Raw genomic sequence first — 26,673 nt, forward strand, 5'->3', positions numbered from 1 at the left:
CCGGCCCCCGCGCGGGCGTCCATCATCCCTTTGCCGCGATCACATCCTCGGGCGTGCCGATGGCGCGTGTGGTGGCGTCCTTGGCAATCCGCTTGATCATGCCCGACAGCGCCTTGCCCGCCCCGATTTCCCAGAACTCGGTCACGCCCGCGCCCGCCATCCACAACACGCTTTCACGCCAGCGGACCGAGCCTGTCACCTGCGCCACCAGCAGATCACGGATGCGGTCCGGCTCAGTCACCGCTTCGGCCCGAACATTGACCACCACCGGCACCACCGGCTTTTCCACCACCACGGCGGCCAGCGCCTCGGCCATCACATGCGCGGCTGGCTGCATCAGCGCGCAATGGAACGGGGCGCTGACCGGCAGCAGCAGCGCCCGTTTCGCGCCGCGCGCCTTGGCAATCTCCAAAGCCCGCTCCACAGCGGCCTTGTGGCCGGAGACCACGACCTGCGCCGGATCATTGTCATTCGCGGCCTGACAGACTTCGTCCTGCGCGGCCTCGGCGGCCACCGCCGTCGCCGCCTCGAAATCGAGGCCCAGCAGCGCGGCCATCGCGCCCACGCCCACCGGCACCGCTTCCTGCATCGCCCGGCCGCGGATGCGCAGCAGACGCGCCGTATCCGAAAGGCCCAGCGCACCCGCAGCACAGAGGGCCGAGTATTCGCCCAGGCTGTGCCCGGCCACGAACGATGCGCTTTCGATGCCGATGCCTTCGCTCTCCAGCGCCCGCAGCGCCGCGATCGAGGTCGCCATCAACGCGGGCTGCGCGTTCTGCGTCAGCGTCAGCTCGGCAATATCGCCGTCCCAGATCAGGGCGGACAGCTTTTCGCCCAGCGCCTCATCCACCTCGTCAAACACGGCTTTCGCCGCCGGATAGGCCTCGGCCAGGGCCCGGCCCATCCCGATGGTCTGCGCTCCCTGTCCGGGAAATACGAATGCGCGGCTCATGTACTCTCCTTCACGGCCTTCTCATCCAAACGTCACACAAGACTGGCAACACTCACGGTCACTGGCAATCGCCATGACGTTTGGACGTCTGTCTGTTTTGCCGGGTTTGCGGCCCCGGTGCCCCTGCGGACCTGCCGCAAATCGCCCCGCAGGTCTACATGAGTCTCACCAAAGGTGCCACTCCCTGCCGGTTGCGCGGCCCGTCACAGCAGCAGGATATCGAAATTGTCGATCCCCGCCGCCGCGACGAACTTGTAGCTGATCTCGATGCCATACGGCGCGGTGAATGACACCGGCACTTCGCGCACTTCCGGGCGGCTGCCGCTATAGATGTTGCAGATCAACTGCTTGGCCCCACCGCCATTGCCATCCGCATCATACCACAGGGCCCCGTTGTCTGCGTCATACAGGATGAAGTCATTCCCATCGCGCGCCTCGCTGCCCAGCACGAAATTGCCGCGTGCAATGGCCCGGCCGCTGTCGCCGGTCAGGCTGGTGAACACCGATCTGTCCAGCATGATGAAATCACGGCTGTCAAAATCGGCGATCAGATCCGCATCTTCGCGCCCGGCGGCGGTATCGAAGACAAACCTGTCCTCGGAGGGCGCGGTCAGATCCACCAGCCGCCCATCCACAAAATCGAAATCGGTATCTCCGCTCAGCGTGTCGCGGCCCAGACCGCCCGAGAGCATGTCCAGCCCGCGCCCGCCCATGACCAGATCATTGCCCGATCCACCGTCGATCACATCCGCGCCCTTGCCGCCAAACAACTCGTCAAGGCCGCCAAGGCCATTGATCGTATCATCGCCGCCTTCGCCGTCGATCACCTGCCGCGCGCTGCGCTGGGTGGTGGATCCGGTCAGCTGATTGTCGGCCTCATTGCCGAACAGCAGGATCGGCAGACCGAAGCCGAGGTATTCGCCGCCGATCTTGGCGATGACAGTGGCGTTTTCGATATTGGCCTCAAGCGTATATTCCCGCGCGCTGACGATCACCCGGTCAATACCGCCTGCGGTGCCGTTCAGCTCTACACAGCGGTCATAGCTGTCAAACGGATCCAGCGGATAGGGTGCCTGATTGACATAATAGAGGTCGTCGCCGTCGCCGCCGGTCATCGTGTCGCCACCGGCGCCCCCGTCCAGCGTATCGCCCTCGCTGCCGCCCGACAGCACATCATCCGCAGCCCCGCCGAACAGAACGTCGCGGCCCGAGTCGCCATGCAGGGTATCGGCCGCCGCCGCCCCCCCCAGCGTATCGGCCCCGGTGCCGCCGAACAGCAGATCGGCATCCGCGCCGCCCGCCACCCCGTCATTGCCCGAGCCGCCAAACAACGCGTCGCCGCCGCTGCCGCCCAGCAGGCTGTCGTCGCCCTGCTCGCCGAACAGCGTATCCGCGCCGCCGCCACCGTTCATCGTGTCATCGCCCAAGGCCATCGCCGCGATATTGCCCATCGCGCCAAAGCTGACCGACTGTCCGATATCGGTGCGGTTGAAGGTGAACATGGCAGCGGTCAGGCCGGTCACGGTATCCAGGTCGATCCGGGTGCTGCCCCAGTTCATGCCGCGCCCGCCCGAGGGGGCCACCGCCGCCATGGCCAGCACGGTGTCCATCTCGCCGATGCCGAAATTGAAGGTCGACAGGCCCGCCCCGCCCAGATTGGACACATCCACCTTGTCGCCCTGCACCAGCGCGAAATCGCGCCAGGTTTCGGTGCCATGCCCGGCCCCGGTCAGCGCATCATGGCTCAGCTTCACCCGGTCGGCCCCAAGGCCGCCAAGGATCGTGTCATTGCCCGTTCCGGCCACGATCTCATCCGCGCCGCTGCCGCCGTTGATGGTATCCGCCCCGGCATCGCCAAACAGCGTGTCATTGCCCGATCCGCCAAACACCATGTCATTCCCGCTGCCGCCCAGCACGGTATCCTTGCCCTGCTCGCCGAACAGCGTGTCATTGCCCGCCTCGCCATCGACAAAATCATGGCCCCCGGACAGCGCGAGGATGCTGTTGCCGCTGCCAAGGGTAAAGACATCCGCCGTAGTCGACTGGTTGAACACGAAGTTGGAACTGCCCAGATCCGCGATATTGCTCACGCCCTCCAGCGACAGCCGCGAGGTGCCCCACTGGATTTCGACATAGGTGCCGCCGGAGGTGAACACATAAAACATCATGGCCTTGATCGTCTCGATCTCGCCAATACCGATGGCCCCGCCGCTGCTTGATCCCTGTCCGGTGTCCGAAACGTCGATCCGGTCCAGCTCTGCGGCGTCAAAGTCGATCCAGCGGTCGGCGCCGAAACCTGTGCCATTGAAGGCGTCATGTTCCAGGATCACCCGATCCGCCCCGCCACCGCCAAAGATCTGGTCAAACCCCGTGCCCGCAAGAATGACATCTGTCAGCTCTGCGCCAAACAGCGTGTCGTTGCCATCAAGCCCGGCAAGGCTATTGGTCTCGCCCGCCACGCCCCGCAGCACGCGCCCGATACCGTCGGCCTCATCCGTGATCACCGCCATCGTCCTGCACTCCGATTCTAGAGACTGGAAACCGCGCATCGGCAGCACCGGGCCATATCGGATGGCGGATCTGCCTGAAAAACAGTCACCCTGAAAACCTGTCCAGAGTTCCTTGTGGCCGACGCTGCGTCAAGCCTGCGCAGCGGGCAAAATCGGCTACAAAAACAAGACTTATGCAGATCTCGCGCGATCCGGCCCGCCACCAGACACCCCTGCGCTGAAAACCGGGCACCGCCACGCAGGGCCCGACACATGGAATGTGATCGGCTGGCGCAGTTGACAGTTCCATGACGGCCCCCCAGATATGGGAACCAAAGGGGGAGGCGAGGGCTGCCGATGAGCGGGGCCGATGCCTTCCTGCCAGACAAGGACACGCGAATGAGCGAACAACATTCCCCCAGCTACCCTGTCCTGCCGCTGCGCGATATTGTGGTGTTTCCGCATATGATCGTGCCGCTGTTCGTAGGACGCGAGAAATCGGTCCGGGCGCTGGAAGAGGTGATGGCAGAAGATCGTCAGATCCTGCTGTCATCGCAGATCGACCCCACGGTGGATGATCCTCAGGCGGATGGCATCTATCGCGCGGGTGTGCTGGCCAATGTGCTGCAATTGCTGAAACTGCCCGATGGCACCGTCAAGGTGCTGGTCGAAGGCAAGGCGCGGGTGAAGATCACCGAATTCCTGCCCAATGACAGTTTCTTTGAGGCGCGGGCCGAGGTGCTGGACGAAACCCCGGGCGATCAGGCCGTGGTGGATGCCCTGCTGCGGGGCGTCGCCGAAGAGTTCGAGCGTTACGCCAAGATCAAGAAGAACATCCCCGAAGAGGCGCTGGCCGCCGTTTCGGACACGCGCGAACCGGCGCGGCTGGCCGATCTGGTGGCCGGGCATCTGGGCATTGACGTGGCGCTGAAACAGGCGCTGCTGGAAACGCTGGATGTGGCCGAGCGGCTGGAAAAGGTCTACGGCCACATGCAGGGCGAAATGTCCGTGCTTCAGGTCGAAAAGAAGATCAAGTCCCGCGTGAAAACGCAGATGGAGCGCACCCAGCGCGAATATTACCTGAATGAGCAGATGAAGGCCATTCAGAAGGAGCTGGGTGACGGCGAGGACGGCCAGAACGAGCTGAACGAGCTGGAAGAACGCATCCGCAAGACCGATCTGTCGAAAGAGGCGCGCGAAAAGGCGGAAGGCGAGCTGAAAAAGCTCAAATCCATGAGCCCGATGAGCGCCGAGGCAACGGTCGTGCGCAACTATCTCGACTGGCTGCTGGGCGTGCCATGGGGCGTCAAATCGCGCACCAAGAAAGATCTGGCCGCCGCACAGAAGGTTCTGGACGCCGATCACTATGGTCTGGAAAAAGTCAAGGAACGCATCGTCGAATATCTGGCGGTGCAGGCACGCTCGGCCAAGATGAAAGGTCCGATCCTCTGCCTCGTCGGCCCCCCCGGCGTGGGTAAAACCTCGCTTGGCCGGTCGGTCGCCAAGGCCACCGGGCGAGAATTCATCCGCATCAGCCTCGGCGGCGTGCGCGACGAATCGGAAATCCGGGGCCACCGCCGCACCTATATCGGCTCCATGCCCGGCAAGATCATTCAGGCGCTGAAAAAGGCGAAAACCACCAATCCGCTGATCCTGCTCGATGAGATCGACAAGATGGGCCAGGATTTCCGGGGAGACCCGGCCAGCGCCATGCTGGAGGTGCTGGACCCGGAACAGAACGCGACCTTCGTCGACCACTATCTTGAAGTGGAATACGATCTGTCGAACGTGATGTTCCTGACCACCGCCAACAGCTACAACATGCCTGGCCCGTTGCTGGACCGGATGGAGATCATTTCTCTGGCCGGCTACACCGAGGACGAAAAGCGCGAGATCGCCAAGGGTCACCTGATCCAGAAGCAGATCACCAACCACGCGCTGAAAAAAGGCGAGTTCACGATCAGCGACGACGCGCTGCTGGAAATGATCCGCACCTATACCCGCGAAGCGGGCGTGCGGAATCTGGAACGCGAGATTGCGAAACTCGCCCGCAAGGCGGTGACCGAGATCGTCAAGGGCAAGACCAAATCGGTCGAGATCGGCCCGGAGCAGCTTGAGGATTACCTCGGCGTGAAGCGCTACCGCTATGGCCTTGCCGAAGCGACCGATCAGGTCGGTGTGGTGACGGGTCTGGCCTGGACCAGCGTCGGCGGCGATCTGTTGCAGATCGAAGCGTTGAAACTGCCGGGCAAGGGCCGGATGAAGACCACCGGCAAGCTGGGCGATGTGATGAAGGAATCCATCGAGGCGGCGTCGAGCTATGTGCGGTCCATCAGCCCCGACATCGGGGTGAAACCGCCCAAGTTCGAGGCGATCGACATCCACGTCCACGTCCCCGACGGGGCCACGCCGAAAGACGGGCCTTCGGCCGGTCTGGCGATGGTGACGGCGATTGTCTCGGTGCTGACCGGCATCCCGGTGCGCAAGGACATTGCGATGACTGGCGAAGTGACGCTGCGCGGCAATGCCAGCGCCATCGGCGGCCTGAAAGAGAAACTTCTGGCGGCCCTGCGCGGCGGCATCAAGACGGTGCTGATCCCGCAGGAAAACGAGAAGGATCTGGCCGAGATCCCCGAGAATGTGAAGCAGGGCTTGCAGATCATTCCGGTGTCGCATGTGCGCGAGGTTCTGAAACTGGCTCTGGTGCGCGCACCCGAGCCGGTGGAATGGGACGAAGCCGCCGAAGAGGCCGCTGCGGCGGCACGCAAGGCGGGCACCGACGGGCAGGCAGGCCAGACCGCACACTGAGCGGTTGCCACCGGATACAGCAGAAGGGCGCGGTCTCCGCGCCCTTTTTCTTATGCAAAGCGGCCCTTTGACGACAAAGCTGTAGTTTCTTGTTCAGAATTTCTGGCATAGTGTTGTCGCAGAATGAGAAACAATAGGGACAGATGATGGCCACCAAACCTGCGGATGCCAAGGCTGCAACATCCAAGGCACGCGCGTCGCGCAGCCCTGCCACCAAAACCGCCAGCAAGACACCGGGCCGCCCCGTCGCCCCCAAGGCAGAGGCCCCGCTGGTCGATACGGCCATCGCCTCGGCCGCGCCGGATCTGACGGTCAAGGCCACGGCAGATGTGATGAAGCTGAAAACCCTGCTGGACGAGGTCGTGAAAGCAACCGGCGGCAAGAAGAAGGGTGTCAAAGAGATTGTCGAGGCAACGCTGGCCGCGCTTGGTGCCGCGCTGTCCAAGGGGCATGACCTGAATCTGCCGCCGCTGGGCAAGGCCAAGGTCGGGCGTCAGAAAAGCAATGCCAGCAATGACGGTGAAATGCTGGTCATCAAGCTGAAGCGCGGCGGCACAAAACAGCCCGGTAAGAATTCTGTGAAAAAAGATGTCACAGAGGGGCTTGCAGAGGCCGAAGAGTAAAGTTAGAACCCGCGCCAACGGGTGATTAGCTCAGTGGTAGAGCGCTTCGTTCACATCGAAGATGTCAGGAGTTCAAATCTCTTATCACCCACCATCATACTGCCGCAGGGTCCGTTAAACCCACCGGCGCACGGACAAAAGGCCGCTCCCCATCCGGGTGAGCGGCCTTTTCCTTTGGCCCCCCCACACACAGTTGCGTGAAGCGGCGCTGCGCCGATGCACAGGCCCTGTGCAGGCGCTGCAAGTTCCGGCACAGAGCCGAACCTGCTACTCTGCACCGCAGCAAAAGGAGCCGACATGCCCGCAACCAACACCTCCACCGCTTATGGCGGCATTGCGCGAAGCCTGCACTGGCTGACGGCGCTGCTGATCCTTTCCGCCATCGGCCTTGGGCTTTATGCCGAAAGCCTGCCCTATGACAGCTCTGCCGCCCTCGCCCAGAAGGCGCAGATCTTTTCGCTGCACAAGACCATCGGCATCGCCGCCTTCTTTGTCGCTGCCGCGCGAATCCTCTGGGCGCTGAGCCAGCCGCGCCCCGCGCCGCTGCATCCTGATCGTCGGCTGGAAACGCTGGCGGCGGAAACCGTGCATTGGGCGCTCTATATCTCCATGCTGGCGGTGCCGCTGTCCGGCTGGGTGCATCATGCTGCCGTCGACGGATTCGCGCCAATCCTCTGGCCGTTCGGGCAGAACCTGCCGCTGGTGCCGAAATCCGAAGCCCTGGCCGCTGGTGCCACCACGCTGCACTGGCTGTTCGGCAAGCTGCTGATCGGTTCGATTCTGCTGCATGTTGCAGGGGCGTTGAAACATGCGCTGATCGACCGCGATGGCACCCTGGCCCGCATGACCAAAGGCACCCCCTCCGGCGGGCGGGCGCATCATCCGCGCGGCCCGATCTTTGCCGCGCTGGCGCTGTATGCGGCGGGCACGGCGACGGCGCTGTCGCTGACCGCCGCCCCGACGCCAAGCCCCGCGCCGCAGGCCGTGGCCGAAACCCCTGCCCCGACCACGCCCGCAACCGGCGGCAACTGGCAGGTGGTGAATGGCACATTGGGCTTTAGCGTCAAACAGATGGGCGCGGATGTCGCGGGCAGCTTCCCCGACTGGCAGGCCGAGATCACCTTTGCCGAATCCCCCACCGATGGCCGCCACGGCCGCGTGCGCGTGACCATCGACACCACCAGCCTGACGCTGGGGGCTGTCACCGATCAGGCCAAAGAGGCCGAGTTCTTTGACGTGGCCCAGCACAAACAGGCGGTGTTCGAGGCCGAGATCCTGCCCGCCGCCGCCGGGGCCACCGGCTATGTCGCGCAGGGCAGCCTGACGCTGCGTGGGGTGACGGTGCCGCTGTCGCTGCCCTTCACGCTGGATCTGCAAGGCGACAGCGCCACCATGCAGGGCAGCGCCACTCTGGACCGCCGCGACTTTGGCATGGGGGCCTCGTATAGCGATGAAAGCAGCGTCGGCTTTGGCGTGACGGTGACTGTCACCCTGACCGCCACCCGCAAGGGCTGAGACCGCAGACCGCATGGAATTGCCGCCCGATTTGATCAAAATCGGGCGGCTCCCCTTGCCCTCCCCCGCGCCAGCGCCTAGCCTCCCCCGACCCGGAAAGGCGCGCGCATCCCATGCCCCAGACAGATACGAAACGCGGCATCCTGTTGATGCTGACGGCGATTGCCATCTTCACCACGATGGATGCGCTGGCCAAAACCCTTGTGGCCATCTACCCGACGCTGCAAGTGGTCTGGGCGCGCTATACAGGGCAGAGCGTGATCGTGGCGCTGGTGTTCCTGCCCCGGCTGGGCAGCCTGCTGCGCACCCGCTATCCGGGGCTGCAAACGCTGCGCTCGCTGTTCCAGTTCGGAGCCACCGCGTTTTTCTTCTTCAGCCTTGGCCATATCGGTCTGGCCGAGGCCACCGCGATCACCGACATCAACCCTGTGCTGATCACCCTGGGGGCTGCGGTGTTTCTGGGCGAAAAGCTGGGGCCCCGACGCATCTTCGGCGTGCTGGCAGCCCTCGCCGGGGCGCTGATCATCATCCGGCCCGGTGCGGGCGTGTTTCAGCCCGCCGCCCTGCTGCCGCTGTGCTGCGCCATCTGTTATGCGGGCTATGCCATCTTCACCCGCCGCGTCGGCCATGATGAACATCCCTCGACCTCGCTGCTCTATTCGGCGCTGTTCGGCACGCTTGTCACCTCGGTCCTGCTGCCGTTCAGCTGGCAACCGATCGCCACGGCGCATATCGCGGGGTTTGTTGCCATCGGCGCCTTGGGGGCCTTGGCGCAGTTCTTCCTGATCCGCGCCTTTACCGTGGCCGAGGCCTCGGCCATCGCACCTTTCGGCTATGTCGGCATCGTGTTTGCGACCGGCTGGGGCATCCTGCTGTTTGACGAATGGCCCGACGCCTACACCCTGCTCGGTGCCCTTGTGATCGCGGGGGCCGGTGTCTATGTCTGGCAACGCGAAACGCGGGCCAACCGCGCCAGATGAGAGATCCATGGCCACTTCCCCAGACCATCTGCCGGCCAGTCCGGCGCATTGGCTGCAAAACCTCGTTCTGCGCGGGCTGATCGGCGGGCTGCTGCTGCTGCCCTATCGCTGGCGTGTGCCGCTCTGTGGCTGGATCTTTGCGCGGGTCATCGCCCCTCTGGCAGGTTACAACCGCCGCATCCGCGACAATCTGGCGCTGATCTTCCCCGAGATGCCCGCCGCCGAGGTGCGGCGCATGGTGCGCGCTGTGCCCGACAATGTGGGCCGCACCATCATCGAACTGTATTCCGGCGCGGCCTTCACCGCCCGCGCCAAGGCGGCACCGATCCACGGCCCCGGTCTGGCCGCGCTGGAACAGGCCCGCGCGACAGGCCGCCCGGTGCTGCTGGTGACCGGCCATTTCGGCAATTACGATGCCAGCCGCGCGGCGCTGATTGCGCGGGGCTTTGCGGTGGGCGGCCTCTATCGCCCGATGACCAACCGCTATTTCAATGCCCATTACGTTGCCGCGATTTCAGGCATCGGCGAGCCGCTGTTTGCGCGCGGTCGGCAGGGCATGGCGGGCATGATCCGCTTTCTGCGCGGTGGCGGCATGTTGGGCATCGTGCAGGATCAGCATATGAAACACGCGCCCAAGCTGCGCTTTTTCGGCCATCCTGCCAAGACCGCGCTGTCGGCTGCGGAACTCGCGCTGAAATATGACGCGCTGCTGGTTCCCACATATGCGATCCGGCAAGAGAACGGGCTGGATTTCGACATTCTGGTCGATGCACCGATCCCGCACAGCACCGCCGAGGCGATGACGCAAGCGCTGAACGACCATCTGGAGGCGCATGTGCGCCAGCATCTCGATCAGTGGTTCTGGATCCACAAACGCTGGAAAGACTAGGCTCCCGCCTCAGTCGACCCGCGCGGCCGCCACGATCTCTGCCGGGCCTTCGCGTTGCAGGATCACCACCGCAGGCTCCTGCCCCGCCATCGCCGCGTCAATGTCCAACGGCGGATGCCCGGCCCATTCGCCCAGCTTTTCCCAACTGGTGACGATGTTGCGATAGGTCACGCTGCGCCCGGCGTTTTCGCCATGCGTGATCTCGACCGTTGCTTCCTTGCGATAGCGCACAAGCTGCACCCGAAGCGGCATACCGATGCCTTCGGCAGATTCGGCGCGGATGTGCAGGGTATCGCCCTCGCGCTGCACCTGAAGCTGCACCGGCTCCAGCGATTGCCGCGCCGCCGTGATCGCCGCTGCCACCGCCTCGGGATCATTCCCTTCGACCCGCGCGCCGCCATCGACGATCATCTGCGGCGTATAGATCGTGCGGCTGCCCGCCGCGCGGGCATAGGCCTTCTGCCGCGCGGTATAAGAGGGGCTGGCAAACCGATCCTCCCAGCCGATGTAATCCCAATAGTCCACATGCAGCGCCAGCGGGATCAGGCTCGGATCATCGGCCAGTGTTGCAAAAAATTCATCCGCAGGCGGGCAGGACGAACAGCCCTGCGAGGTGTAGAGTTCCACCACCACCGGCCCCTGTTGTGCCGCTGCCATTGCGGCAAAACCGATCCATAGGCCGCAAGCGGCGCTGATTGCCTGACGCATGGTGGCGTTCCCGATCCCAGTTGATCCCTCGCTTCTAGTCAAACAGGCGCTTTTCTGCCAATCAAGGTTTTGCGAGAGGCCGCGCACATGCCGTGAAGCGCGGCAGGATGGCCACAGGCAGCTGCCAAAGTGGCGACAAGATGCCAACACCGCCGCGCCCTGAAATCTGCACTGGATTTTCGGCATACAATTGCATACAAACCTGTTCGACTCCCTTGCGCGATGTGCCGCGATGCGGCATGACAAGGGGGAAGATCCGAATACCGAGCCCATTTCCCGAGCCAAAGCCAGGAGGCGACAGATGACCGTCACCGTCGGACACGACAGCAGCAAAACACGGCAGACCCTGACCGCAGGCGGCGCATCCGTCGCCTATTACTCGATCCCGGCGGCGCAAGCGGCTGGTCTGGGCGATTTCGCCAATCTTCCCGCCGCCCTGAAGGTGGTGCTGGAAAACATGCTCCGCTTTGAAGACGGCAAGACCGTCACGGTGGATGACATCAAGGCCTTCTCCGACTGGGGCAAACTGGGCGGCAAGAACCCGCGCGAGATTGCCTATCGCCCGGCCCGCGTGCTGATGCAGGATTTCACCGGGGTTCCGGCCGTGGTCGATCTGGCGGCCATGCGCGACGGCATCCTTGGCCTTGGCGGCGATGCGCAGAAGATCAACCCGCTGAACCCGGTTGACCTCGTGATCGACCACTCGGTGATGATCGACGAATTCGGCACCCCGCGCGCCTTCCAGGCCAATGTGGACCGCGAATACGAGCGGAACATGGAACGCTATGTGTTCCTGAAATGGGGCCAGAACGCCTTCAACAACTTCCGCGTGGTGCCGCCGGGCACCGGCATCTGCCACCAGGTCAACCTGGAATATCTCGCGCAGACCGTCTGGACCGACAAGGACCAGAATGGCGAGGAAGTGGCCTACCCGGATACGCTGGTCGGCACCGACAGCCACACCACCATGGTCAACGGTCTGGCCGTGCTGGGCTGGGGTGTCGGCGGGATCGAAGCCGAGGCGGCCATGCTGGGCCAGCCGGTGTCGATGCTGATCCCCGAAGTGGTCGGCTTCAAGCTGACCGGCGCGATGCTGGAAGGCACCACCGCCACCGACCTCGTGTTGAAGGTCGTGCAGATGCTGCGCAAACATGGCGTGGTGAACAAGTTCGTCGAATTCCACGGCGAAGGTCTGGATCACCTGCCGCTGGCCGACCGGGCGACCATCGCCAACATGGCCCCGGAATATGGCGCCACCTGCGGCTTCTTCCCGATCGACGGCGAAACCCTGCGTTACCTGCGCCAGACCGGCCGTGACGAGGCGCGCATTGCGCTGGTCGAGGCCTATGCCAAGGCCAATGGCATGTGGCGCGGTGCCGATTACGCGCCGATCTACACCTCCACGCTGGAGCTGGACATGGGCACCATCGTGCCCGCGATCTCGGGTCCGAAGCGCCCGCAGGACTATCTGCCGCTGACCGATGCGAAAGCCTCGTTCGCCAAGGAAATGGATGCGTCCTTCAAACGTCCGGTGGGCGTTGAAGTGGCGGTGAAGGGCGAAGATTACACCATGTCCTCGGGCAAGGTCGTCATCGCGTCGATCACCTCCTGCACCAACACCTCCAACCCCTATGTGCTGATCGGTGCGGGCCTTGTGGCGCGCAAGGCGCGTGCGCTGGGTCTGAACCGCAAGCCCTGGGTGAAAACCTCGCTGGCCCCCGGGTCACAGGTCGTGTCGGAATATCTGAATGCCGCAGGGCTTCAGGAAGATCTGGATGCGGTCGGCTTCAACCTGGTCGGTTATGGCTGCACCACCTGCATCGGCAACTCCGGCCCGCTGCAACCGGAAATCTCGGCAGCGATTGCCGAAGGTGATCTTGTGGCGACCGCCGTTCTGTCGGGCAACCGCAACTTCGAAGGCCGCATCTCGCCTGACGTGCGCGCCAACTACCTCGCCTCGCCGCCGCTGGTTGTCGCCTATGCGCTGGCCGGGGACATGAACATCGACATCACCACCGAACCGCTGGGCACCGGCTCCAATGGTCAGCCGGTCTATCTGAAAGACATCTGGCCGACCAACAAGGAAATCGCGGATCTGGTGCATGAAGTGGTGACGCGCGAGGCGTTCCAGAAGAAATACGCCGACGTGTTCAAGGGCGATGAAAAGTGGCAGGCGGTGGAGGTCACGGATTCCGAGACCTATGACTGGCCCGCCTCGTCGACCTACATCCAGAACCCGCCCTATTTCAAAGGCATGGCGAAAGAGCCGGGCGTGATCAAGAACATCGAGGGCGCACGTGTGATGGCGCTGCTCGGCGACATGATCACCACCGACCACATCAGCCCGGCCGGCTCGTTCAAGTCGACCACCCCGGCCGGCAAGTATCTGACCGAACGTCAGGTGCCGGTGTCGGAGTTCAACTCCTACGGCGCGCGCCGCGGCAACCACGAAGTGATGATGCGCGGCACCTTCGCCAATATCCGCATCAAGAACGAGATGCTGGATGGCGTCGAGGGCGGTTACACCAAAGGCCCGGATGGCGTTCAGACCTCGATCTTCGACGCCTCGATGGCCTATCAGGCCGAGGGCACGCCGTTGGTGATCTTCGGCGGCATCGAATACGGTGCCGGTTCGTCGCGCGACTGGGCTGCCAAGGGCACTGCCCTGCTGGGCGTCAAGGCCGTGATCGCGGAATCGTTTGAACGCATCCACCGCTCCAACCTCGTGGGCATGGGCGTGATCCCGTTCGAATTCACCGCAGGCGACACCCGCAAATCGCTGGGCCTGACCGGCGATGAGGTCGTGTCGATCACCGGTCTGGACGGCGATCTGAAACCGCTGAGCCTGGTGCCCTGCACCATCACCTATGCGGATGGCACGGTGAAAACCATCCAGATTAAGTGCCGGATCGATACCGAAATCGAGATCGAATATGTCGAACATGGCGGCGTGCTGCACTATGTGCTGCGCGATCTCGCCAAGTCCTGATCAGGTCTGAGCAGTGGAAAAGGCCCCGGAGTAATCCGGGGCCTTTTTGTTGGTGGGGGCGTCAGGATGGCATGGCAGCCGATGTCAGCTTTGTGGGATGAAGCAGATGTTGACCTCACAGGCATCCGCCATCAAGATACGGCGATCTGGCGCGCATGGCAGGTGATTATGAACTTTGAAGTCCTTCGCGGAGAACTCGAGAACGCGAAACGGGCGAGCCTGAGGGAAGTCTGGATTTGTCCCTCAGGATGGCAGGCTGTCCTAGTTGAAGACGCGACAGGAGCCTGCTGGAGACTCGACTATCCCAATAGTGAAAATCATGGAGGTTGACGTTGCCCCCTCCGCCTAATCCAGTTTGAGGTAGACTCTGGCCCAACTGAAAGGACCAGAGATGAAGCGCAGCAGGTTCACCGAAGATCAGATCATCGGCATTCTGAAGGAGCACGAGGCCGTGATTTCCGTCGCCGATCTGTGCCGCAAGCATGGCGTCAGTGATGCGACGGTCTACAAGTGGAAAGCCAAGTATGGCGGTATGGATGTGATCGAGGCCAAGCGGCTGAAGGGTCTCGAGGACGAAAACGCCCGGCTGAAGCGGTTGCTGGCGGATGCGATGCTCGACAATGCCGCGCTGAAGGATCTCCTGGGAAAAAAGTGGTGACGCCCGCCGCAAAGCGACAAGCGGTCGCGCATCTGGTGGCAGATCACGGGATGAGCGAGCGGCGGGCGTGTCGGGTGATCGGTTGTTGCCGGATGACCATGCGCTACGAGGCGATCCGTCAGGATGACCCGGTGCTGCGTGAGCGGCTGAAAGAACTGGCGCGGGTGCGCCGCCGGTTCGGCTATCGGCGGCTGCATGTGTTCTTGCGGCGCGAGGGGCATGAGGTGAACCACAAGCGTCTGTTCCGCATCTACCGCGAGGAGCGGCTGCACGTGCGTCGCCGCGGTGGGCGCAAGCGGGCGATAGGGACGCGAGCCCCAATGACGCTGCCGCTGATGCCGAACCAGCGCTGGTCGCTCGACCTCGTCTCCGACCAACTGACCGACGGCCGCCGCTTCCGCGTGCTGACCGTTGTGGATGACTGCACGCGGGAGTGCCTTGCCCTGATCGCCGACACGTCTTTATCTGGCGCAAGGGTAGCGCGGGAGTTGGCGACCCTGTTCGAGGCCCGCGGCAAGCCGATCACGGTGGTCAGCGACAACGGGACCGAGTTTACGTCGAACGCCATCCTGACCTTCGCTGACAACCGCAAGATCGACTGGCACTACATCGCGCCCGGCAAGCCGACCCAGAACGCCTTCATCGAGAGCTTCAACGGTCGCCTGAGAGACGAGCTTTTGAACGAGACCCTGTTCCCGTCCCTGAACCACGCCCGCGCCATGCTCGCCGTCTGGCGCAAGGACTACAACACCGAACGCCCGCATTCACGCCTTGGCTGGCAGACGCCTGCCGAGTTCGCCCAAACCTTCACCCCGCAACGGGGCCAGACGCTGCGCAACCCGCAAAGCTCCGCGCCAGCCCCCGTTGCCCAACCCGACCAAAACAGCCAAACTCAAACTCGGAGTCTCGCTCACGCTGGATAAAAGTCGGGGGCAACGTCACACCGCATCCCGTCAGGTGTCATTTTGTTTCGCGCGCTGCAACGGGCTGTTTCCCGCCATCTGCGCAGCCGTTATGTTCGCGTTAAGTTCTCCGTCCGCATGGTGCCCTCAGTCAAGATGGAGCCCGCCATGCCCTTTCCCAACCTCGTCACGCAGGCCGAGCTGTCGGCCCACCCGCGCGACTGGCCGCCGAGTCTGCCCTGGGCAGAGTTGGCGCTGATGCTGCTGTTGGGCAGCCTGCTGGCACTTGGGTAGGTTATTGCGCGGCCTTGGCCATGGCCGGGCGGATCAGCCGCTCCAGTTCCTGCGCGGTGATCGGCCCGGCAAAGCGCAGCACCACCTTGCCCGCGCCGTCGATCACAAAAGTCTCGGGCACGCCATACAGGCCCCAGTCCAGCGCCATCCGGCCCGCATCGGCCCCGATCGTCGCATAGGGATTGCCCAGCTCTGCCAGAAACGCCTCAGCCTTCACCGGGTCATCCTTGTAGTTCACGCCATGGATCACCACACCTTCGGCGCGCAGCGCCTCCAGTTGCGGATGTTCGGCGCGGCAGGGTGCGCACCAGCTCGCCCAGAAGTTCACCAGCTTGACGCCAGGGGCCGTCAGCGCCGCGGCATCGAACACCGGCAGATCGCCCAGCGGCACCACCTGCACCGCCGGGGCGGCGCGGCCGATCATCGCCGAGGGCAGCGCCTCGGGATCTTCGCGCTGCATCCCCAGCCAGAACATCGCTGCCAGCGCCGCAAAGGCCACCGGCGGCACAAACATCAAGGCTTTAGCCATCCTGCTTCCCCTGCCGCATTTCCACCTCGTGCAGTGCGCGCTTCACCCGCGCCGCCCGCCACAGCGACAGGCCCACCACCGCCAGCAGCAACAGCATCGTCACCGCATAAGAGGACAGCACGACCCCCGCATATTTGCCCAGCTCCGGCATCATGCCAGTCTCTCCCGCGCCAACAACACCGCCAGCCGCCGCGCGCGGATCTCTGTCACCGTGCGCAACAGCACCAGCGCCACGAACAGCGCCACAAACCCGGCAAGGCACAACAGCAGCGGATACCAATAGACATCCGACACGTTCTCTTCCTTGTCGAGCGACAGCGACGCCCCCTGATGCAGCCCCTGATTCCAGAAATTCACCGCATAGCGGCTGAGCAGCGCAAAGACTGATCCCACGATACACAACAGCCCTGTCAGATCGGCGGCGGTATCGGGGTTCTCCACCGCCTGCCACAGCGCGATATAACCCAGATAGAACAGGAACAGGATCAGGAACGAGGTCAGCCGCGGATCCCATTCCCACCAGGTGCCCCACATCGGCTGGCCCCAGAAGGCCCCCGTCATCAGCGCGATCAGCGTGAACACCATGCCCACCGGCGCTGCCGCCTTGGCCGCAAGCGCGCTGACATGATGGCGGCGCACCAGCCAGATCAGGCTGGCCACCAGCATCATCACCCAGGCATTGATCGCCATCATCGCGGCGGGCACATGGATATAGATGATCTTGACCGTCGAGCCTTGCTTGTAATCATCCGGCGTGAAGAAAAAGCCCCAGATCAGACCGGTTCCCAGCGTCAGCACCGCAAGGGCGGCCACGAACGGCAGCAGCCGCGCGGCGGTCTGCATGAACTTCTTCGGATTGGCATATTCCCACAGCGACATGGATCCTCGCTAAATCCCGGTTGAACGAACGGCAAGCGGCAAGTCGCGCCCTCACCGCAGATTGATGCGCAGCGCCAGCGCCGAGGCAAAGGGCAGCAGCGCCGCCGCCCCCAGCGTGATCCCGGCCAGCAACAGCAGTGGCGCCTCGACCGCCTGCCCCGCCGCGCCGCGCTTGACCACCTCGGCACCAAAGATCAGCGTCGGCACATAAAGCGGCAGCACCAGCAGCGACAGGAGCAGGCCGCCACGCTTCAGCCCCACGGTCAGCGCCGCCCCGAAGGTGCCGATCACCGACAGCGCAGGCGTGCCAAGCGCCAGCGACAGCAGCAACCAGCCAAACCCCGCCCCCGGCAGATGCAGCAGCACCGCCAGCAAGGGCGCGGCAAGCGTCAACGGCAGCCCTGTCACCAGCCAATGCGCCAGCGACTTGACCGCCACCACCCCCTCCAGCGGGATCGGCGCGGTGGCCAGCAGATCGAGCGAGCCATCCTCGTAATCCAGCGCGAAAATCCGGTCGAGGCTCAGCAGACAGGCCAGCAGCGCGCCAAGCCACAGGATGCCCGGCGCGATCTTCGCCAAGGTGCCGCCCTCGGGGCCCACACCCAGCGGCACCAGCACCGCCACCAGCAGGAAAAATGCAAGGCCAAGGCCAAAGCCGCCGCCCGCCCGCATTGCCAGACGCAGATCCCGGACCAGCAGGGCAATCATGCAAAGGCCTCGTCAAAGCCACGCGCCGCCTGCACCCGCCCTGTGGCACGGAACGACGTAAGGTCCAGCACCTCGGCCTCGGCCAGCCCGAGGTCGATATGCGTGGCGATCAGCGCCGCCCCCCCCGCCGCAAGATGGCCGCGCACCAGATCGGAAAACAGCGCAGCCGAAGCGGCGTCGAGGCTGACCGTCGGCTCATCCAGCATCCAGATCGGCCGACCGCTGACCAAGAGCCGCGCCAGCCCCAGCCGCCGCTTCTGCCCGGCCGACAGATTGGCCGCCGCCCGGTCGCGCAGGGCAGTCAGGTTCATCTGCACCAGCGCGGTCTCAACCCGGTCGGTGCCATAGATGGCGGCCCAGAAGCCCAGATTCTCGGCCACGCTCAGCGTGGCCTTCAGCCCATCCGCATGGGCGGCATAGGCAATGCTGTCCGGCGGCACCGCAACTCGGCCCTGCACCGCAGGCTGCAATCCCGCCAGAGTGCGCAACAAGGTGGTCTTGCCGATGCCATTCGGCCCACGCAACACCAGCGCGCGCCCGGCGCGCAGGGTGAAACCCACGCCCTCCAGCACGGTCAGCCCGCCGCGCGCACAAGCCAGATCGGTGACGACATATTCCATGCGCCCTGCCTATCCGATTGCGAAAGCGCCGCAAAGCGAAAGCCGCCCTCTGCGACAAAGGGACAAGACGCGCCCTCATCACACGCGCCCCCCTGCAACTTGCATTTTGCAAAAATACTCACAGCCACGACGGTCATCCCGACATCCCGCCGGGCAAAGGCGCAGGCGCGCTCAGACCGGCAGAACCGCCAGCGCGATGCGCCGACCCTCGCTCAGCAGCACGTTATAAGTGCGGCAGGCAGCGGGAGAAGACATGACCTCCACCCCGATATCCGCCGCTTCCAGCGTGCTGCGGAAGGGCAGCGGCGCATGGGCGATCTCGGCGCCCATGCCCAGAAACAACACGTCGATCCGCCCGGCCAGCGCCAGGATCGGGTCGGCATCCGCCAGCCCGCCCCAGCCACCTGCCGCCCAGGGGGTGATTAGGCAGGGCCCATGCAGCACCGTGCCACCGATGCGGAAAAAGCCGGGGCCATAGCCCTCGACCGGCTGGGCTTCCGCATAAGTGATCTCGGTCAATTGCATGGCGCGCTCCTCAGGCGTCGATATTGGCGAATTCGTGATCCGGCTTCGCGCCTTCTTTCTTCGGCTTGTCGCTGCGATCAAGGCCCAGCATCAGCACGATGTTCTTGGCTACATAGAGCGTCGAATAACAGCCGATGAACACCCCGAACAACATGGCGAACACAAACCCGCGGATCACATCGCCGCCAAAGATCAACAGCGCGGTCAGCGCAATCGCCGTGGTCGTCGCCGTCATGATGGTGCGCGACAGCGTTTCATTCGTGGTCAGGTTCATCAGGTCGCGCAGCGGCATTGCCTTGTATTTCAACAGGTTCTCGCGAAGCCTGTCGAAAATCACCACCGTGTCGTTCACCGAATAGCCCAGAATGGTCAGCAGTGCTGCCACGATGGTCAGATCGAATTTCAGCTGGAACACCGAAAACACGCCGACCGTCACGATCACGTCATGCACCAGGGCCGCCACGGTGCCGATGGCGAACTGCCATTCAAAGCGCAGCCAGATATAGATCCAGATCCCGGCAGAGCCGGTCAGAACCGCGATCAACGCCGACCAGATCAGCTCGGACGAGACTTTCGGCCCCACCGATTCCACCGACGGAAAGGTGATCGCCGGGTCGACGGCGCGCAGGGCGGTTTCCATCGTCTCGATCACCTCGGGCGTCACCGCCTCGCTGCCCTCCTGCGGCGAGATGCGCAGCATCGCCACATGCTGATCGGCGCGGAACGAGGGGTCGAACACTTCGGTGATCGACACTTCACCAAGGTCAAGGCCTTCCAGCGCCTGCCGGTATTCCCCGACATCCACCGCCTGCGTGCTTTCGGTGCGGATCGTGGTGCCGCCCTTGAAGTCGATGCCGAAGTTCAACCCCAGCACGGCGACGGACAGCAGCGACAGCACCACCAACACGACCGACGTGCCGAAGGTGATGTATTGCCATTTGAAGAAGTCGATATTGGTTTTGGTCGGAACCAGTTTCAGACGAAACGCCATTGCCCGCTCCTCCTCACACGATGATCGTCCGGGGGCGACGCCACCGGATATAGAGATTGACGATGGCACGCGTGACGTAAACGGCGGTGAACATCGAGGTGATGATCCCCACCCCGGTCGTCACCGCAAAGCCCCGCACCGGGCCCGCCCCGATCACGAACATGATGATGGCGGTAATCATGCCGGTGACGTTGCTGTCCATGATCGCAGACAGCGCCTTGCCGAACCCGATGTCAATCGCCGCACCGGGCGACCGCCCCTCACGCAATTCTTCGCGGACCCGTTCATAGATCAGCACATTGGCATCCACCGCCATGCCCATGGTCAGCACGATCCCCGCGATGCCGGGCAGCGTCAGCGTTGCCCCGATGATCGACAGGATGGCAAAGATCAGCGCGATGTTGATGCCCAGAGCCAGTACCGAGAACATGCCAAACAGCCCGTAGCTGGCAATCATGTAAAGCGCGACAAGCCCCGCCCCTACGATGGCCGCCATCTGGCCCGCATCAATGCTGTCCTGCCCCAGTTCCGGGCCGATGGTGCGCTCTTCCAGAAAGGTCATCTCGGCGGGCAGCGCGCCTGCGCGCAGCAGCACGGCGAGTTCGGTGCTTTCCTCGACAGTGAAACTGCCGGTGATGATGCCACGCCCGCCGGGAATATGGCTCTGGATCACCGGGGCCGAAATCACCTCGCTGTCCAGCACGATGGCAAAGGGTTTGCCGATGTTGTTGGCGGTATAATCGCCAAACTTGCGGGCGCCGGTGGCATCGAACTGAAACTCCACTGCGGGCGTGCCGTTCTGGTCGAAGGCGGGCTGCGCATTGGTCAGCTCTTCGCCGGTCACCACCGGGGTCTGCTCCACCACGTAATAGGTATTGGCCTCGTTCATCGCGGGCAGCAGCAGATTGCGCGGGCCGGGCGTGGCCCCTGCATCCGCCGTGCGGCTGACAACCGGGTGGAAGGTCAGCTTGGCCGTGGTGCCGATCAGCGATTTCAGTTCCGCCGCCGATCCGATGCCCGGCACCTGAATCAGGATGCGGTCCTCGCCCTGACGCTGGATCGTCGGTTCGCGGGTGCCCACCTCATCCACCCGGCGGCGGATGATCTCAAGGCTTTGCTGGATGGTGCGCTGATCCGTCGCCACCCGTTCGGCGGGCGACAGTTGCACCACGATGTCACTGCCTTCGGCGCTGACATCAATATCATTGGAGCCGATGCCGGTCAGGCTGACAACCGGGGTCGCCAGCGCGCGCACCTTTTCCAGCGCGACCGCCATACCTGCGGGATTGGAGATGGTGACGCGCAGCACCCCGTCGACCGAGGGCTGACGCCGCACATTGCCGACCTGATCGCGCACATCGCGCAGGCTGTCGCGCACTTCGGGCCACATCGCATCAATGCGGGCGGCATAGACATCCGCCACCTTCACCTCGGCCAGCAGATGCGCCCCGCCGCGCAGATCGAGCCCCAGCGGCACCAGAGACGAGGGCAGCCAGTCGGGCCAGAGATCCAGCGCCGCCTGCTGTTCCGGCAGCACGGTGCCGCCAGCGGCTTCCACCGCGGCGGCAGCGTCATTGTGTCTTTCGACCCGCTCGTAGAACAGGTTCGGCGCGGCGAAAGCCAACCCGAGAAGCACAAGCCCCCAGATCAGCAGGCTTTTCCACAGCGGGGTCTGCGTCATGTCGACATTCCGTCATTCGGAGTAGGGGGCCGCGCTCAGGCGGTGGCGGGCTCGGTCTTGCTCATGACCTGGGCGATGGTGCTGCGCGGGGTGCGCACTTTCACACCTTCGGCAATCTCCACCTCGAGGATGCCATCCTCATGCACCTTGACCACCTTGCCGAGGATGCCGCCCTGCGTCAGCACCTGATCGCCCCGGCGCAGCTGCTCGACCATGGCTTTATGCTCTTTCACCTTTTTCTGCTGCGGACGGATCAGCAGGAAATACATGATGGCAAAAATCAGGATCAGCGGCACGAAGCTGGTGAAGGCGCTGGCGGCGCCACCGGCACCGGCAGCCTGAGCGAAGGCGGGAGTTGCGAACATGGGGTATCCTCTTTCGTCGTCTTGGCACCGGGAACCCCGGCAATTTGGTGGCGCACCCTATCTGCGGGCCTGCATGATGGCAAGGCAGAGGGCCCGCAGCTTGCGCTGCAGATAGGGGCGCGGATGTGGCGTACCAAGGGGCAAAGCGCAAATCCCCTGCCCTTTGGGCCATGTTCGCGGGCGCAAGGCCCGTGCTGCGCGCCTTTTCCCTTCACCCCGCCCCCCTGATGTTGCATATGAAGGCACCTGCAACCAAAGGTGAGATCATGCACGACATCCGCGCCATCCGCGAAAACCCAGCCGCTTTCGATGCCGCTCTGGCACGCCGGGGCCTGTCGTCGATGGCGTCAGAGGTGTTGGCCGTGGACGAGGCACGCCGCGCCCGCATCCTTGCCGCAGAAACCGCGCAGGCCGCCCAGAATGCCGCCTCCAAACAGGTGGGCGCTGCCAAGGCCAAGGGCGATGACGCCGAATTTGAACGGCTGCGCGCGCTGGTGGCCGAAAAGAAGGCCGAGATTGCCGCGCTGACCGCTGAGGCCGATGCCGAAGATGTGAAGCTGCGCGACCTGCTGCTGCGCATCCCGAATCTGCCGCTGGACACGGTGCCCGATGGCAAGGACGAGGCCGATAACGTCGAGATCCGCCGCTGGGGCACGCCGCGTGCCTTCGACTTTGCGCCGAAGGAACATTTCGACATTGCGGGTGTGCAGCCCGGCATGGATTTCGCCACCGCCGCCAAACTGTCGGGGTCGCGATTCGTGGTGCTGCGCGGGGCGGTGATCCGGGTGCATCGCGCTCTGGCGCAGTTCATGCTGGACACCCATATCACCGACCATGGCCTGACCGAGACCTGGACCCCGGTTCTGGTCAAGGAAGAGGCAATGTATGGCACCAACCAATTGCCGAAATTCGCGGAAGACAGCTATCAGACCACCAATGGCTGGTGGCTGGTGCCGACCTCCGAGGTGACGCTGACCAATACCGTCGCCGGGGATCTGCTCGACGAAGGCCAGCTTCCGATCCGCATGACCGCACATACCCAGTGCTTCCGCTCCGAAGCCGGGTCGGCGGGGCGCGATACCACCGGCATGTTGCGCCAGCACCAGTTCGAAAAGGTGGAAATGGTGTCGATCACCACGCCCGAGACCAGCCTTGCCGAACATGACCGCATGACCAAATGCGCCGAAGCGATCCTTGAAAAGCTCGGCCTGCCCTATCGCACCGTGGTTCTGTGCAGCGGCGACATGGGGTTCGGCGCCACCAAGACGCATGACCTCGAGGTCTGGCTGCCGGGCCAGAACACCTACCGCGAGATCAGCTCCGTTTCGGTCTGTGGCGATTTTCAGGCCCGCCGGATGAACGCGCGCTTCCGCCCGGCGGGCGGGGGCAAGCCCGAGTTCGTGCATACGCTCAACGGCTCCGGCCTTGCGGTGGGGCGCTGCCTGATCGCGGTGCTGGAAAACGGCCAGCAGGCCGACGGCTCGGTCGATCTGCCCGCCGCGCTGCACCCCTATCTGGGCGGCAAGACCCGGATCAGCGCCACCGGCACCATGGAATGAACGAAAGGGGCCGCAAGGCCCCTTTTTCTTTCCGTATCAAGATCTTGTCGGACGACCTTCAGCCGCCCAGAATGACCTTCACGTAATTCTTGGTTTCAGCATAGGGCGGGATGCCACTGTGTTTTTCCACCGCCTGCGGACCGGCGTTATAGGCGGCCAGCGCCAGACGCCAGCTGCCGAATTTGTTATACATCATAGACAGATAGCGCGCGCCGCCCTCAAGATTCTGATGCGGGTCGTTGATGTCCACCCGCAGCAGCTTTGCGGTGCCGGGCATCAGCTGCGCCAGCCCGGTCGCGCCCTTGGGCGACACCGCCCCCGCGTTCCAGCCGCTTTCCTGCTGCACCAGCCGCAGGAACAGATCTTCGGGCACGCCATGTTTGCGCGCCATGGACTTGGCGACCTCCAGAAACTCGCCCTTGTAACGCCCGCGATAGCGCGGGGCCGAGACGGCGCTGGCCTCTTCGATCATGGGCGGTTTTGGCATCAGCCGGGTCGAGCCGGAATATTGCTTGGCCAACCGGCCATCCAGCAGCGAGGTTTGCGATTTGAACAGCAAGGACCGCGATTTGCTGGACCCGGACAGCTTGAGCCCTTCGGCCCCTGCGCTGCCCACCGTGGCCAAACCGGCCAACAGAGTGATGAAAACAACCGTGCGACGCATCCGCCACCCTTTGGAAAATCCACAAGCCGCGACTATACGGATTTCAGGCTCTTTCGCCAGAGCCTTTCGCCACCGGCTCAACCGGCCTCGGCGGTCGGTTCCTTGGCGGCTGCGGGTATCGGCGGCTTCTCGCCCATCAGCGGCGCGCGGAGCAGATCCTCGATCAGAAGCGAGACCAGTTGCCCTCGGCCGCTGACCCCGGCCTTGCGATAGATCGCGTTCAGATGCGTCTTGACCGTCGCCTCGGCCGAGCCACGGAACACCGCGATTTCGGCAATCGCATAGCCCTTGATGGTGAAGGCCGCGATGTCCTGCTCCGATGGCGTCAGCTTCCACTCGCGGAAATAACCCTCCATCACCTCGTTCAACGCGCCGGCGGCCACGCTCATCTGACGCTCCAGATGCGCCTGTTTGCGAAGAAGGCGCATCAAATAGCGGATTTCAAACGCAATTCCCAGAATGATGCCCAGCGTCGCCCCAATCTCTGGCAGGATATGCCCGTCATGCAGCGTGTCCCATCCGGCGATGCGGACATCCTCGATTACATCCGCCACGAAAAACAGCACACAGGCGCATTGGAACAGGATCAGCGCGGTCAGCCCGATCTGGCGGCGATCGGGCTTGGGTGTGGCGGGGGGCTGGGTCATCTCGGCTCCGGCTCAATCCTCGGGAAGGGTCTTGTAGCCTGTCACCATGGATCGGGGAAGGTTGATCCCGAGCCGACGCGATTCAAACACCACCGCCGCGATATGCAGAACAACCGAGGCTTCGGCCCAGAGCACGGCGGCTTCGTGCAGTTCCTCGACCCATTCGATGCCGAAAAACGCAAGCGTGGTCATCATATACCCCGAGATGCCGATCACCAGCAGCGTCGCCAGCAGGTTGTAGATCATCAGCGCGCCCAGCGGCGAATGGCCCGCATGGGCATGGCGGCGCCCGGTGGCCATTTCGGCCAATTGGCCGACAGCGGCGGCGGGATCGGGCGGAAAGTCACTGAACCGGGCATGGCGGCTGCCGAACAGGCCCCAGACCACGCGCGCGATCACCAGCGCCAGCACGGTATATCCGACATAGCGGTGCAGCGACGATTCGTCCTCGGTGAAAAAGGCATTGGCGGTAAAGGCCGCAACCAGCGACCAGTGAAACAGGCGCACGAAGGCGTCCCAGACAAATATGGTGCGGCGCATGGCGACATCCTGACAAAAGCGGGCTGAAACAGAGGGGACGCACCCGGCCCGAAGGCCGGGTGCTGTGCGGCTTATTCGGTTTTCGACTTCACGATTTTCAGCTGCGCGTCGAGATAGAGTTCGTAGGTCTTGCCGTCTTTCACGGCGTAGACCTCGATCATGCCGTCTTCGCTGTCGATCTTGCGGACCTCATAGCCCTGCGCGGTCATCTCTGCCGTCACCTTGTCTTTCAGCGCGGCGTCGATGTTGTCGCCCGAGGCGAAGGCCAGCGGGGCCGACAGGGCAAGGAAAGCAACGGTGAGGAGGGAAAGCGATTTCATCGGGAACATCCTTTTCGGAGGGTTGCCCGCCATCCGGTTGCGGCGGGATAAGCCGGATATGCCGCCCTGCCCGGCCTGCCACCATCGGCGCAAAGGCGCAGATGACCGCTCTAGCCCCGCAGTTGCAGACGCGTCGGGGCCGTTGCCCGCGCGCTCTGCCCCCGGTATAGGTGCGGTCAATCATCGTTTTGCCAAAAGCGGGCGCGCCTTGCCTGCAAACAAGAATCGGGGGCATCCATGGCGGGTTCGGTCAACAAGGTCATCATCGTCGGCAATCTGGGGCGTGACCCGGAAGTGCGCAGCTTTCAGAATGGCGGCAAGGTGGTGAACCTGCGCATCGCCACCTCGGAAACCTGGCGCGACCGCAATTCGGGCGAGCGCAAGGAGCGCACCGAATGGCATTCCGTCGCCATCTTTTCGGAACCGCTGGCCAAGATCGCCGAACAATATCTGCGCAAAGGTTCCAAGGTCTATATCGAGGGCGCGCTGGAAACGCGGAAATGGCAGGATCAATCCGGCCAGGACCGCTACACCACCGAAATCGTGCTGCGCCCGTATCGGGGCGAGCTGACGCTGCTGGATGGCCGCGGTGAAGGCGGTGGCGCGGGCGGCGGTGCGGCAGGCGGCTATGGTGATGACCAGGGCGGCGGCTATGGCGGCGGCGATTACGAAGGCGGCTCGGGCGGCGGCGGCGGCAGCCGGGGTGGCGCAGGCGGCGGTTACGGCGGCGGCGCCGGTCGTGGCAGCGCAGGCGGCGGCTTTGGCGGCGGCGCGGCGGCAGGTGGCCGCAACGACATGGACGACGAAATCCCGTTCTGAGCCGGGCTGACGGATTTTT

At 63.9% G+C, this 26,673-nt stretch carries 27 protein-coding genes and 1 tRNA gene; 12 read left to right on the plus strand and 16 right to left on the minus strand.

Annotated features, from left to right (window positions below; translation table 11 throughout):
• Positions 1–22 precede the first annotated feature (22 nt).
• Together fabD and KM031_RS02250 are read right to left on the minus strand one after the other, a co-directional pair.
• Complete coding sequence (gene fabD, locus KM031_RS02245) at positions 23–952, minus strand: ACP S-malonyltransferase (protein WP_215503999.1); 930 nt, start codon at positions 950–952, stop codon at positions 23–25.
• Positions 953–1,155: 203 nt separating this feature from the next.
• Positions 1,156–3,462 carry a calcium-binding protein gene (locus tag KM031_RS02250; protein ID WP_215503998.1) on the minus strand — a complete coding sequence of 769 codons (2,307 nt, stop codon included), beginning with the start codon at positions 3,460–3,462 and terminating at the stop codon, positions 1,156–1,158.
• A gap of 378 nt (positions 3,463–3,840) precedes the next feature.
• On the opposite strand from KM031_RS02250, the gene lon reads away from it, so the two are divergent.
• The 6 genes from lon to KM031_RS02280 all read left to right on the plus strand — a co-directional run bounded on the left by lon (position 3,841) and on the right by KM031_RS02280 (position 10,256).
• Positions 3,841–6,249, plus strand: a complete 2,409-nt coding sequence (lon, locus tag KM031_RS02255) for an endopeptidase La (protein WP_215503997.1) — start codon at positions 3,841–3,843, stop codon at positions 6,247–6,249.
• Between the two features lie 146 nt (positions 6,250–6,395).
• Positions 6,396–6,872: an HU family DNA-binding protein gene (locus tag KM031_RS02260; RefSeq protein WP_215503996.1), complete on the plus strand. Its 477-nt coding sequence runs from the start codon at positions 6,396–6,398 to the stop codon at positions 6,870–6,872.
• Positions 6,873–6,891: 19 nt separating this feature from the next.
• Positions 6,892–6,966, plus strand: a tRNA-Val gene (locus KM031_RS02265).
• A gap of 203 nt (positions 6,967–7,169) precedes the next feature.
• Complete coding sequence (locus KM031_RS02270) at positions 7,170–8,387, plus strand: cytochrome b/b6 domain-containing protein (protein ID WP_215503995.1); 1,218 nt, start codon at positions 7,170–7,172, stop codon at positions 8,385–8,387.
• Positions 8,388–8,500: 113 nt separating this feature from the next.
• Positions 8,501–9,367: a DMT family transporter gene (locus KM031_RS02275; RefSeq protein WP_215503994.1), complete on the plus strand. Its 867-nt coding sequence runs from the start codon at positions 8,501–8,503 to the stop codon at positions 9,365–9,367.
• A gap of 7 nt (positions 9,368–9,374) precedes the next feature.
• Positions 9,375–10,256 carry a lysophospholipid acyltransferase family protein gene (locus KM031_RS02280; RefSeq protein ID WP_215503993.1) on the plus strand — a complete coding sequence of 294 codons (882 nt, stop codon included), beginning with the start codon at positions 9,375–9,377 and terminating at the stop codon, positions 10,254–10,256.
• Positions 10,257–10,265: 9 nt separating this feature from the next.
• Here the strand turns inward: KM031_RS02280 and KM031_RS02285 are convergent, their stop codons facing one another.
• Positions 10,266–10,964 (minus strand): DUF1223 domain-containing protein, encoded by a 699-nt coding sequence (locus KM031_RS02285; protein ID WP_215503992.1) that lies wholly within the window; start codon positions 10,962–10,964, stop codon positions 10,266–10,268.
• A 301-nt stretch (positions 10,965–11,265) separates the two neighbouring features.
• Between KM031_RS02285 and acnA the strand changes: the two genes are divergently transcribed.
• The 4 genes from acnA (at position 11,266) to KM031_RS02305 (ending at position 15,807) form a co-directional block, all read left to right on the plus strand.
• A complete protein-coding gene (acnA, locus tag KM031_RS02290; RefSeq protein ID WP_215503991.1) occupies positions 11,266–13,953 on the plus strand; it encodes an aconitate hydratase AcnA in 2,688 nt (895 codons plus the stop codon).
• A gap of 66 nt (positions 13,954–14,019) precedes the next feature.
• On the plus strand, positions 14,020–14,283 hold the full coding sequence (locus KM031_RS02295; RefSeq protein ID WP_215503990.1) for a hypothetical protein: 264 nt from the start codon (positions 14,020–14,022) through the stop codon (positions 14,281–14,283).
• Positions 14,284–14,344: 61 nt separating this feature from the next.
• A protein-coding gene (locus KM031_RS02300; protein ID WP_260691981.1) for an IS3 family transposase occupies positions 14,345–15,534 on the plus strand; the annotation gives its coding sequence in 2 pieces (ribosomal slippage) (positions 14,345–14,603 and positions 14,603–15,534; 1,191 coding nt in all).
• Between the two features lie 147 nt (positions 15,535–15,681).
• A complete protein-coding gene (locus KM031_RS02305) occupies positions 15,682–15,807 on the plus strand; it encodes a hypothetical protein (RefSeq protein ID WP_260692073.1) in 126 nt (41 codons plus the stop codon).
• A 1-nt stretch (position 15,808) separates the two neighbouring features.
• Here the strand turns inward: KM031_RS02305 and KM031_RS02310 are convergent, their stop codons facing one another.
• From KM031_RS02310 to yajC, 9 genes are all read right to left on the minus strand, one after another.
• Complete coding sequence (locus tag KM031_RS02310; protein WP_215507877.1) at positions 15,809–16,336, minus strand: DsbE family thiol:disulfide interchange protein; 528 nt, start codon at positions 16,334–16,336, stop codon at positions 15,809–15,811.
• Positions 16,329–16,490, minus strand: coding sequence for a heme exporter protein CcmD (gene ccmD, locus KM031_RS02315; RefSeq protein WP_215507879.1), 162 nt, complete (start codon positions 16,488–16,490; stop codon positions 16,329–16,331). The genes KM031_RS02310 and ccmD overlap by 8 nt, the downstream gene beginning before the upstream one ends.
• A complete protein-coding gene (locus KM031_RS02320; protein WP_215507881.1) occupies positions 16,487–17,215 on the minus strand; it encodes a heme ABC transporter permease in 729 nt (242 codons plus the stop codon). The genes ccmD and KM031_RS02320 overlap by 4 nt, the downstream gene beginning before the upstream one ends.
• Before the next feature lie 51 nt (positions 17,216–17,266).
• Complete coding sequence (ccmB, locus tag KM031_RS02325) at positions 17,267–17,923, minus strand: heme exporter protein CcmB (protein ID WP_215507883.1); 657 nt, start codon at positions 17,921–17,923, stop codon at positions 17,267–17,269.
• Positions 17,920–18,543, minus strand: coding sequence for a heme ABC exporter ATP-binding protein CcmA (ccmA, locus tag KM031_RS02330; protein ID WP_215507885.1), 624 nt, complete (start codon positions 18,541–18,543; stop codon positions 17,920–17,922). The genes ccmB and ccmA overlap by 4 nt, the downstream gene beginning before the upstream one ends.
• A gap of 171 nt (positions 18,544–18,714) precedes the next feature.
• Positions 18,715–19,068 (minus strand): Mth938-like domain-containing protein, encoded by a 354-nt coding sequence (locus KM031_RS02335; protein WP_215507887.1) that lies wholly within the window; start codon positions 19,066–19,068, stop codon positions 18,715–18,717.
• A gap of 10 nt (positions 19,069–19,078) precedes the next feature.
• Positions 19,079–20,059 carry a protein translocase subunit SecF gene (secF, locus tag KM031_RS02340; protein WP_215507889.1) on the minus strand — a complete coding sequence of 327 codons (981 nt, stop codon included), beginning with the start codon at positions 20,057–20,059 and terminating at the stop codon, positions 19,079–19,081.
• Between the two features lie 13 nt (positions 20,060–20,072).
• The gene (gene secD / locus KM031_RS02345) at positions 20,073–21,740 is read right to left on the minus strand and encodes a protein translocase subunit SecD (protein ID WP_215507891.1); all 1,668 of its coding nucleotides are present in this window, start codon (positions 21,738–21,740) and stop codon (positions 20,073–20,075) included.
• A gap of 35 nt (positions 21,741–21,775) precedes the next feature.
• Entirely contained in the window at positions 21,776–22,105 is a 330-nt protein-coding gene (gene yajC, locus KM031_RS02350; RefSeq protein ID WP_215507893.1) for a preprotein translocase subunit YajC, read from the minus strand.
• Between the two features lie 266 nt (positions 22,106–22,371).
• Between yajC and serS the strand changes: the two genes are divergently transcribed.
• A complete protein-coding gene (gene serS, locus KM031_RS02355; protein WP_215507914.1) occupies positions 22,372–23,664 on the plus strand; it encodes a serine--tRNA ligase in 1,293 nt (430 codons plus the stop codon).
• Positions 23,665–23,722: 58 nt separating this feature from the next.
• Here the strand turns inward: serS and KM031_RS02360 are convergent, their stop codons facing one another.
• The 4 genes from KM031_RS02360 to KM031_RS02375 all read right to left on the minus strand — a co-directional run bounded on the left by KM031_RS02360 (position 23,723) and on the right by KM031_RS02375 (position 25,835).
• The gene (locus KM031_RS02360) at positions 23,723–24,328 is read right to left on the minus strand and encodes a lytic transglycosylase domain-containing protein (protein ID WP_215507896.1); all 606 of its coding nucleotides are present in this window, start codon (positions 24,326–24,328) and stop codon (positions 23,723–23,725) included.
• Between the two features lie 77 nt (positions 24,329–24,405).
• A complete protein-coding gene (locus KM031_RS02365; RefSeq protein WP_215507897.1) occupies positions 24,406–24,975 on the minus strand; it encodes a helix-turn-helix transcriptional regulator in 570 nt (189 codons plus the stop codon).
• A 12-nt stretch (positions 24,976–24,987) separates the two neighbouring features.
• Complete coding sequence (locus tag KM031_RS02370; RefSeq protein ID WP_215507898.1) at positions 24,988–25,515, minus strand: cytochrome b/b6 domain-containing protein; 528 nt, start codon at positions 25,513–25,515, stop codon at positions 24,988–24,990.
• A 71-nt stretch (positions 25,516–25,586) separates the two neighbouring features.
• Positions 25,587–25,835, minus strand: coding sequence for a PepSY domain-containing protein (locus KM031_RS02375; RefSeq protein WP_215507899.1), 249 nt, complete (start codon positions 25,833–25,835; stop codon positions 25,587–25,589).
• A gap of 237 nt (positions 25,836–26,072) precedes the next feature.
• Between KM031_RS02375 and ssb the strand changes: the two genes are divergently transcribed.
• Entirely contained in the window at positions 26,073–26,654 is a 582-nt protein-coding gene (gene ssb / locus KM031_RS02380; protein WP_215507900.1) for a single-stranded DNA-binding protein, read from the plus strand.
• Positions 26,655–26,673: the final 19 nt, after the last annotated feature.

The sequence above is a fragment of the Gemmobacter fulvus genome (assembly GCF_018798885.1).
Classification (GTDB): Bacteria; Pseudomonadota; Alphaproteobacteria; order Rhodobacterales; family Rhodobacteraceae; genus Gemmobacter; species Gemmobacter fulvus.

Bases quoted from the DNA above. Each gene is read 5' to 3' on its own strand.
- fabD (WP_215503999.1), bottom strand. From the start codon at position 952: ATGAGCCGCGCATTCGTATTTCCCGGACAGGGAGCGCAGACCATCGGG.
- KM031_RS02250 (WP_215503998.1), bottom strand. From the start codon at position 3,462: ATGGCGGTGATCACGGATGAGGCCGACGGTATCGGGCGCGTGCTGCGG.
- lon (WP_215503997.1), top strand. From the start codon at position 3,841: ATGAGCGAACAACATTCCCCCAGCTACCCTGTCCTGCCGCTGCGCGAT.
- KM031_RS02260 (WP_215503996.1), top strand. From the start codon at position 6,396: ATGGCCACCAAACCTGCGGATGCCAAGGCTGCAACATCCAAGGCACGC.
- KM031_RS02270 (WP_215503995.1), top strand. From the start codon at position 7,170: ATGCCCGCAACCAACACCTCCACCGCTTATGGCGGCATTGCGCGAAGC.
- KM031_RS02275 (WP_215503994.1), top strand. From the start codon at position 8,501: ATGCCCCAGACAGATACGAAACGCGGCATCCTGTTGATGCTGACGGCG.
- KM031_RS02280 (WP_215503993.1), top strand. From the start codon at position 9,375: ATGGCCACTTCCCCAGACCATCTGCCGGCCAGTCCGGCGCATTGGCTG.
- KM031_RS02285 (WP_215503992.1), bottom strand. From the start codon at position 10,964: ATGCGTCAGGCAATCAGCGCCGCTTGCGGCCTATGGATCGGTTTTGCC.
- acnA (WP_215503991.1), top strand. From the start codon at position 11,266: ATGACCGTCACCGTCGGACACGACAGCAGCAAAACACGGCAGACCCTG.
- KM031_RS02295 (WP_215503990.1), top strand. From the start codon at position 14,020: ATGGCATGGCAGCCGATGTCAGCTTTGTGGGATGAAGCAGATGTTGAC.
- KM031_RS02305 (WP_260692073.1), top strand. From the start codon at position 15,682: ATGCCCTTTCCCAACCTCGTCACGCAGGCCGAGCTGTCGGCCCACCCG.
- KM031_RS02310 (WP_215507877.1), bottom strand. From the start codon at position 16,336: ATGGCTAAAGCCTTGATGTTTGTGCCGCCGGTGGCCTTTGCGGCGCTG.
- ccmD (WP_215507879.1), bottom strand. From the start codon at position 16,490: ATGATGCCGGAGCTGGGCAAATATGCGGGGGTCGTGCTGTCCTCTTAT.
- KM031_RS02320 (WP_215507881.1), bottom strand. From the start codon at position 17,215: ATGTCGCTGTGGGAATATGCCAATCCGAAGAAGTTCATGCAGACCGCC.
- ccmB (WP_215507883.1), bottom strand. From the start codon at position 17,923: ATGATTGCCCTGCTGGTCCGGGATCTGCGTCTGGCAATGCGGGCGGGC.
- ccmA (WP_215507885.1), bottom strand. From the start codon at position 18,543: ATGGAATATGTCGTCACCGATCTGGCTTGTGCGCGCGGCGGGCTGACC.
- KM031_RS02335 (WP_215507887.1), bottom strand. From the start codon at position 19,068: ATGCAATTGACCGAGATCACTTATGCGGAAGCCCAGCCGGTCGAGGGC.
- secF (WP_215507889.1), bottom strand. From the start codon at position 20,059: ATGGCGTTTCGTCTGAAACTGGTTCCGACCAAAACCAATATCGACTTC.
- secD (WP_215507891.1), bottom strand. From the start codon at position 21,740: ATGACGCAGACCCCGCTGTGGAAAAGCCTGCTGATCTGGGGGCTTGTG.
- yajC (WP_215507893.1), bottom strand. From the start codon at position 22,105: ATGTTCGCAACTCCCGCCTTCGCTCAGGCTGCCGGTGCCGGTGGCGCC.
- serS (WP_215507914.1), top strand. From the start codon at position 22,372: ATGCACGACATCCGCGCCATCCGCGAAAACCCAGCCGCTTTCGATGCC.
- KM031_RS02360 (WP_215507896.1), bottom strand. From the start codon at position 24,328: ATGCGTCGCACGGTTGTTTTCATCACTCTGTTGGCCGGTTTGGCCACG.
- KM031_RS02365 (WP_215507897.1), bottom strand. From the start codon at position 24,975: ATGACCCAGCCCCCCGCCACACCCAAGCCCGATCGCCGCCAGATCGGG.
- KM031_RS02370 (WP_215507898.1), bottom strand. From the start codon at position 25,515: ATGCGCCGCACCATATTTGTCTGGGACGCCTTCGTGCGCCTGTTTCAC.
- KM031_RS02375 (WP_215507899.1), bottom strand. From the start codon at position 25,835: ATGAAATCGCTTTCCCTCCTCACCGTTGCTTTCCTTGCCCTGTCGGCC.
- ssb (WP_215507900.1), top strand. From the start codon at position 26,073: ATGGCGGGTTCGGTCAACAAGGTCATCATCGTCGGCAATCTGGGGCGT.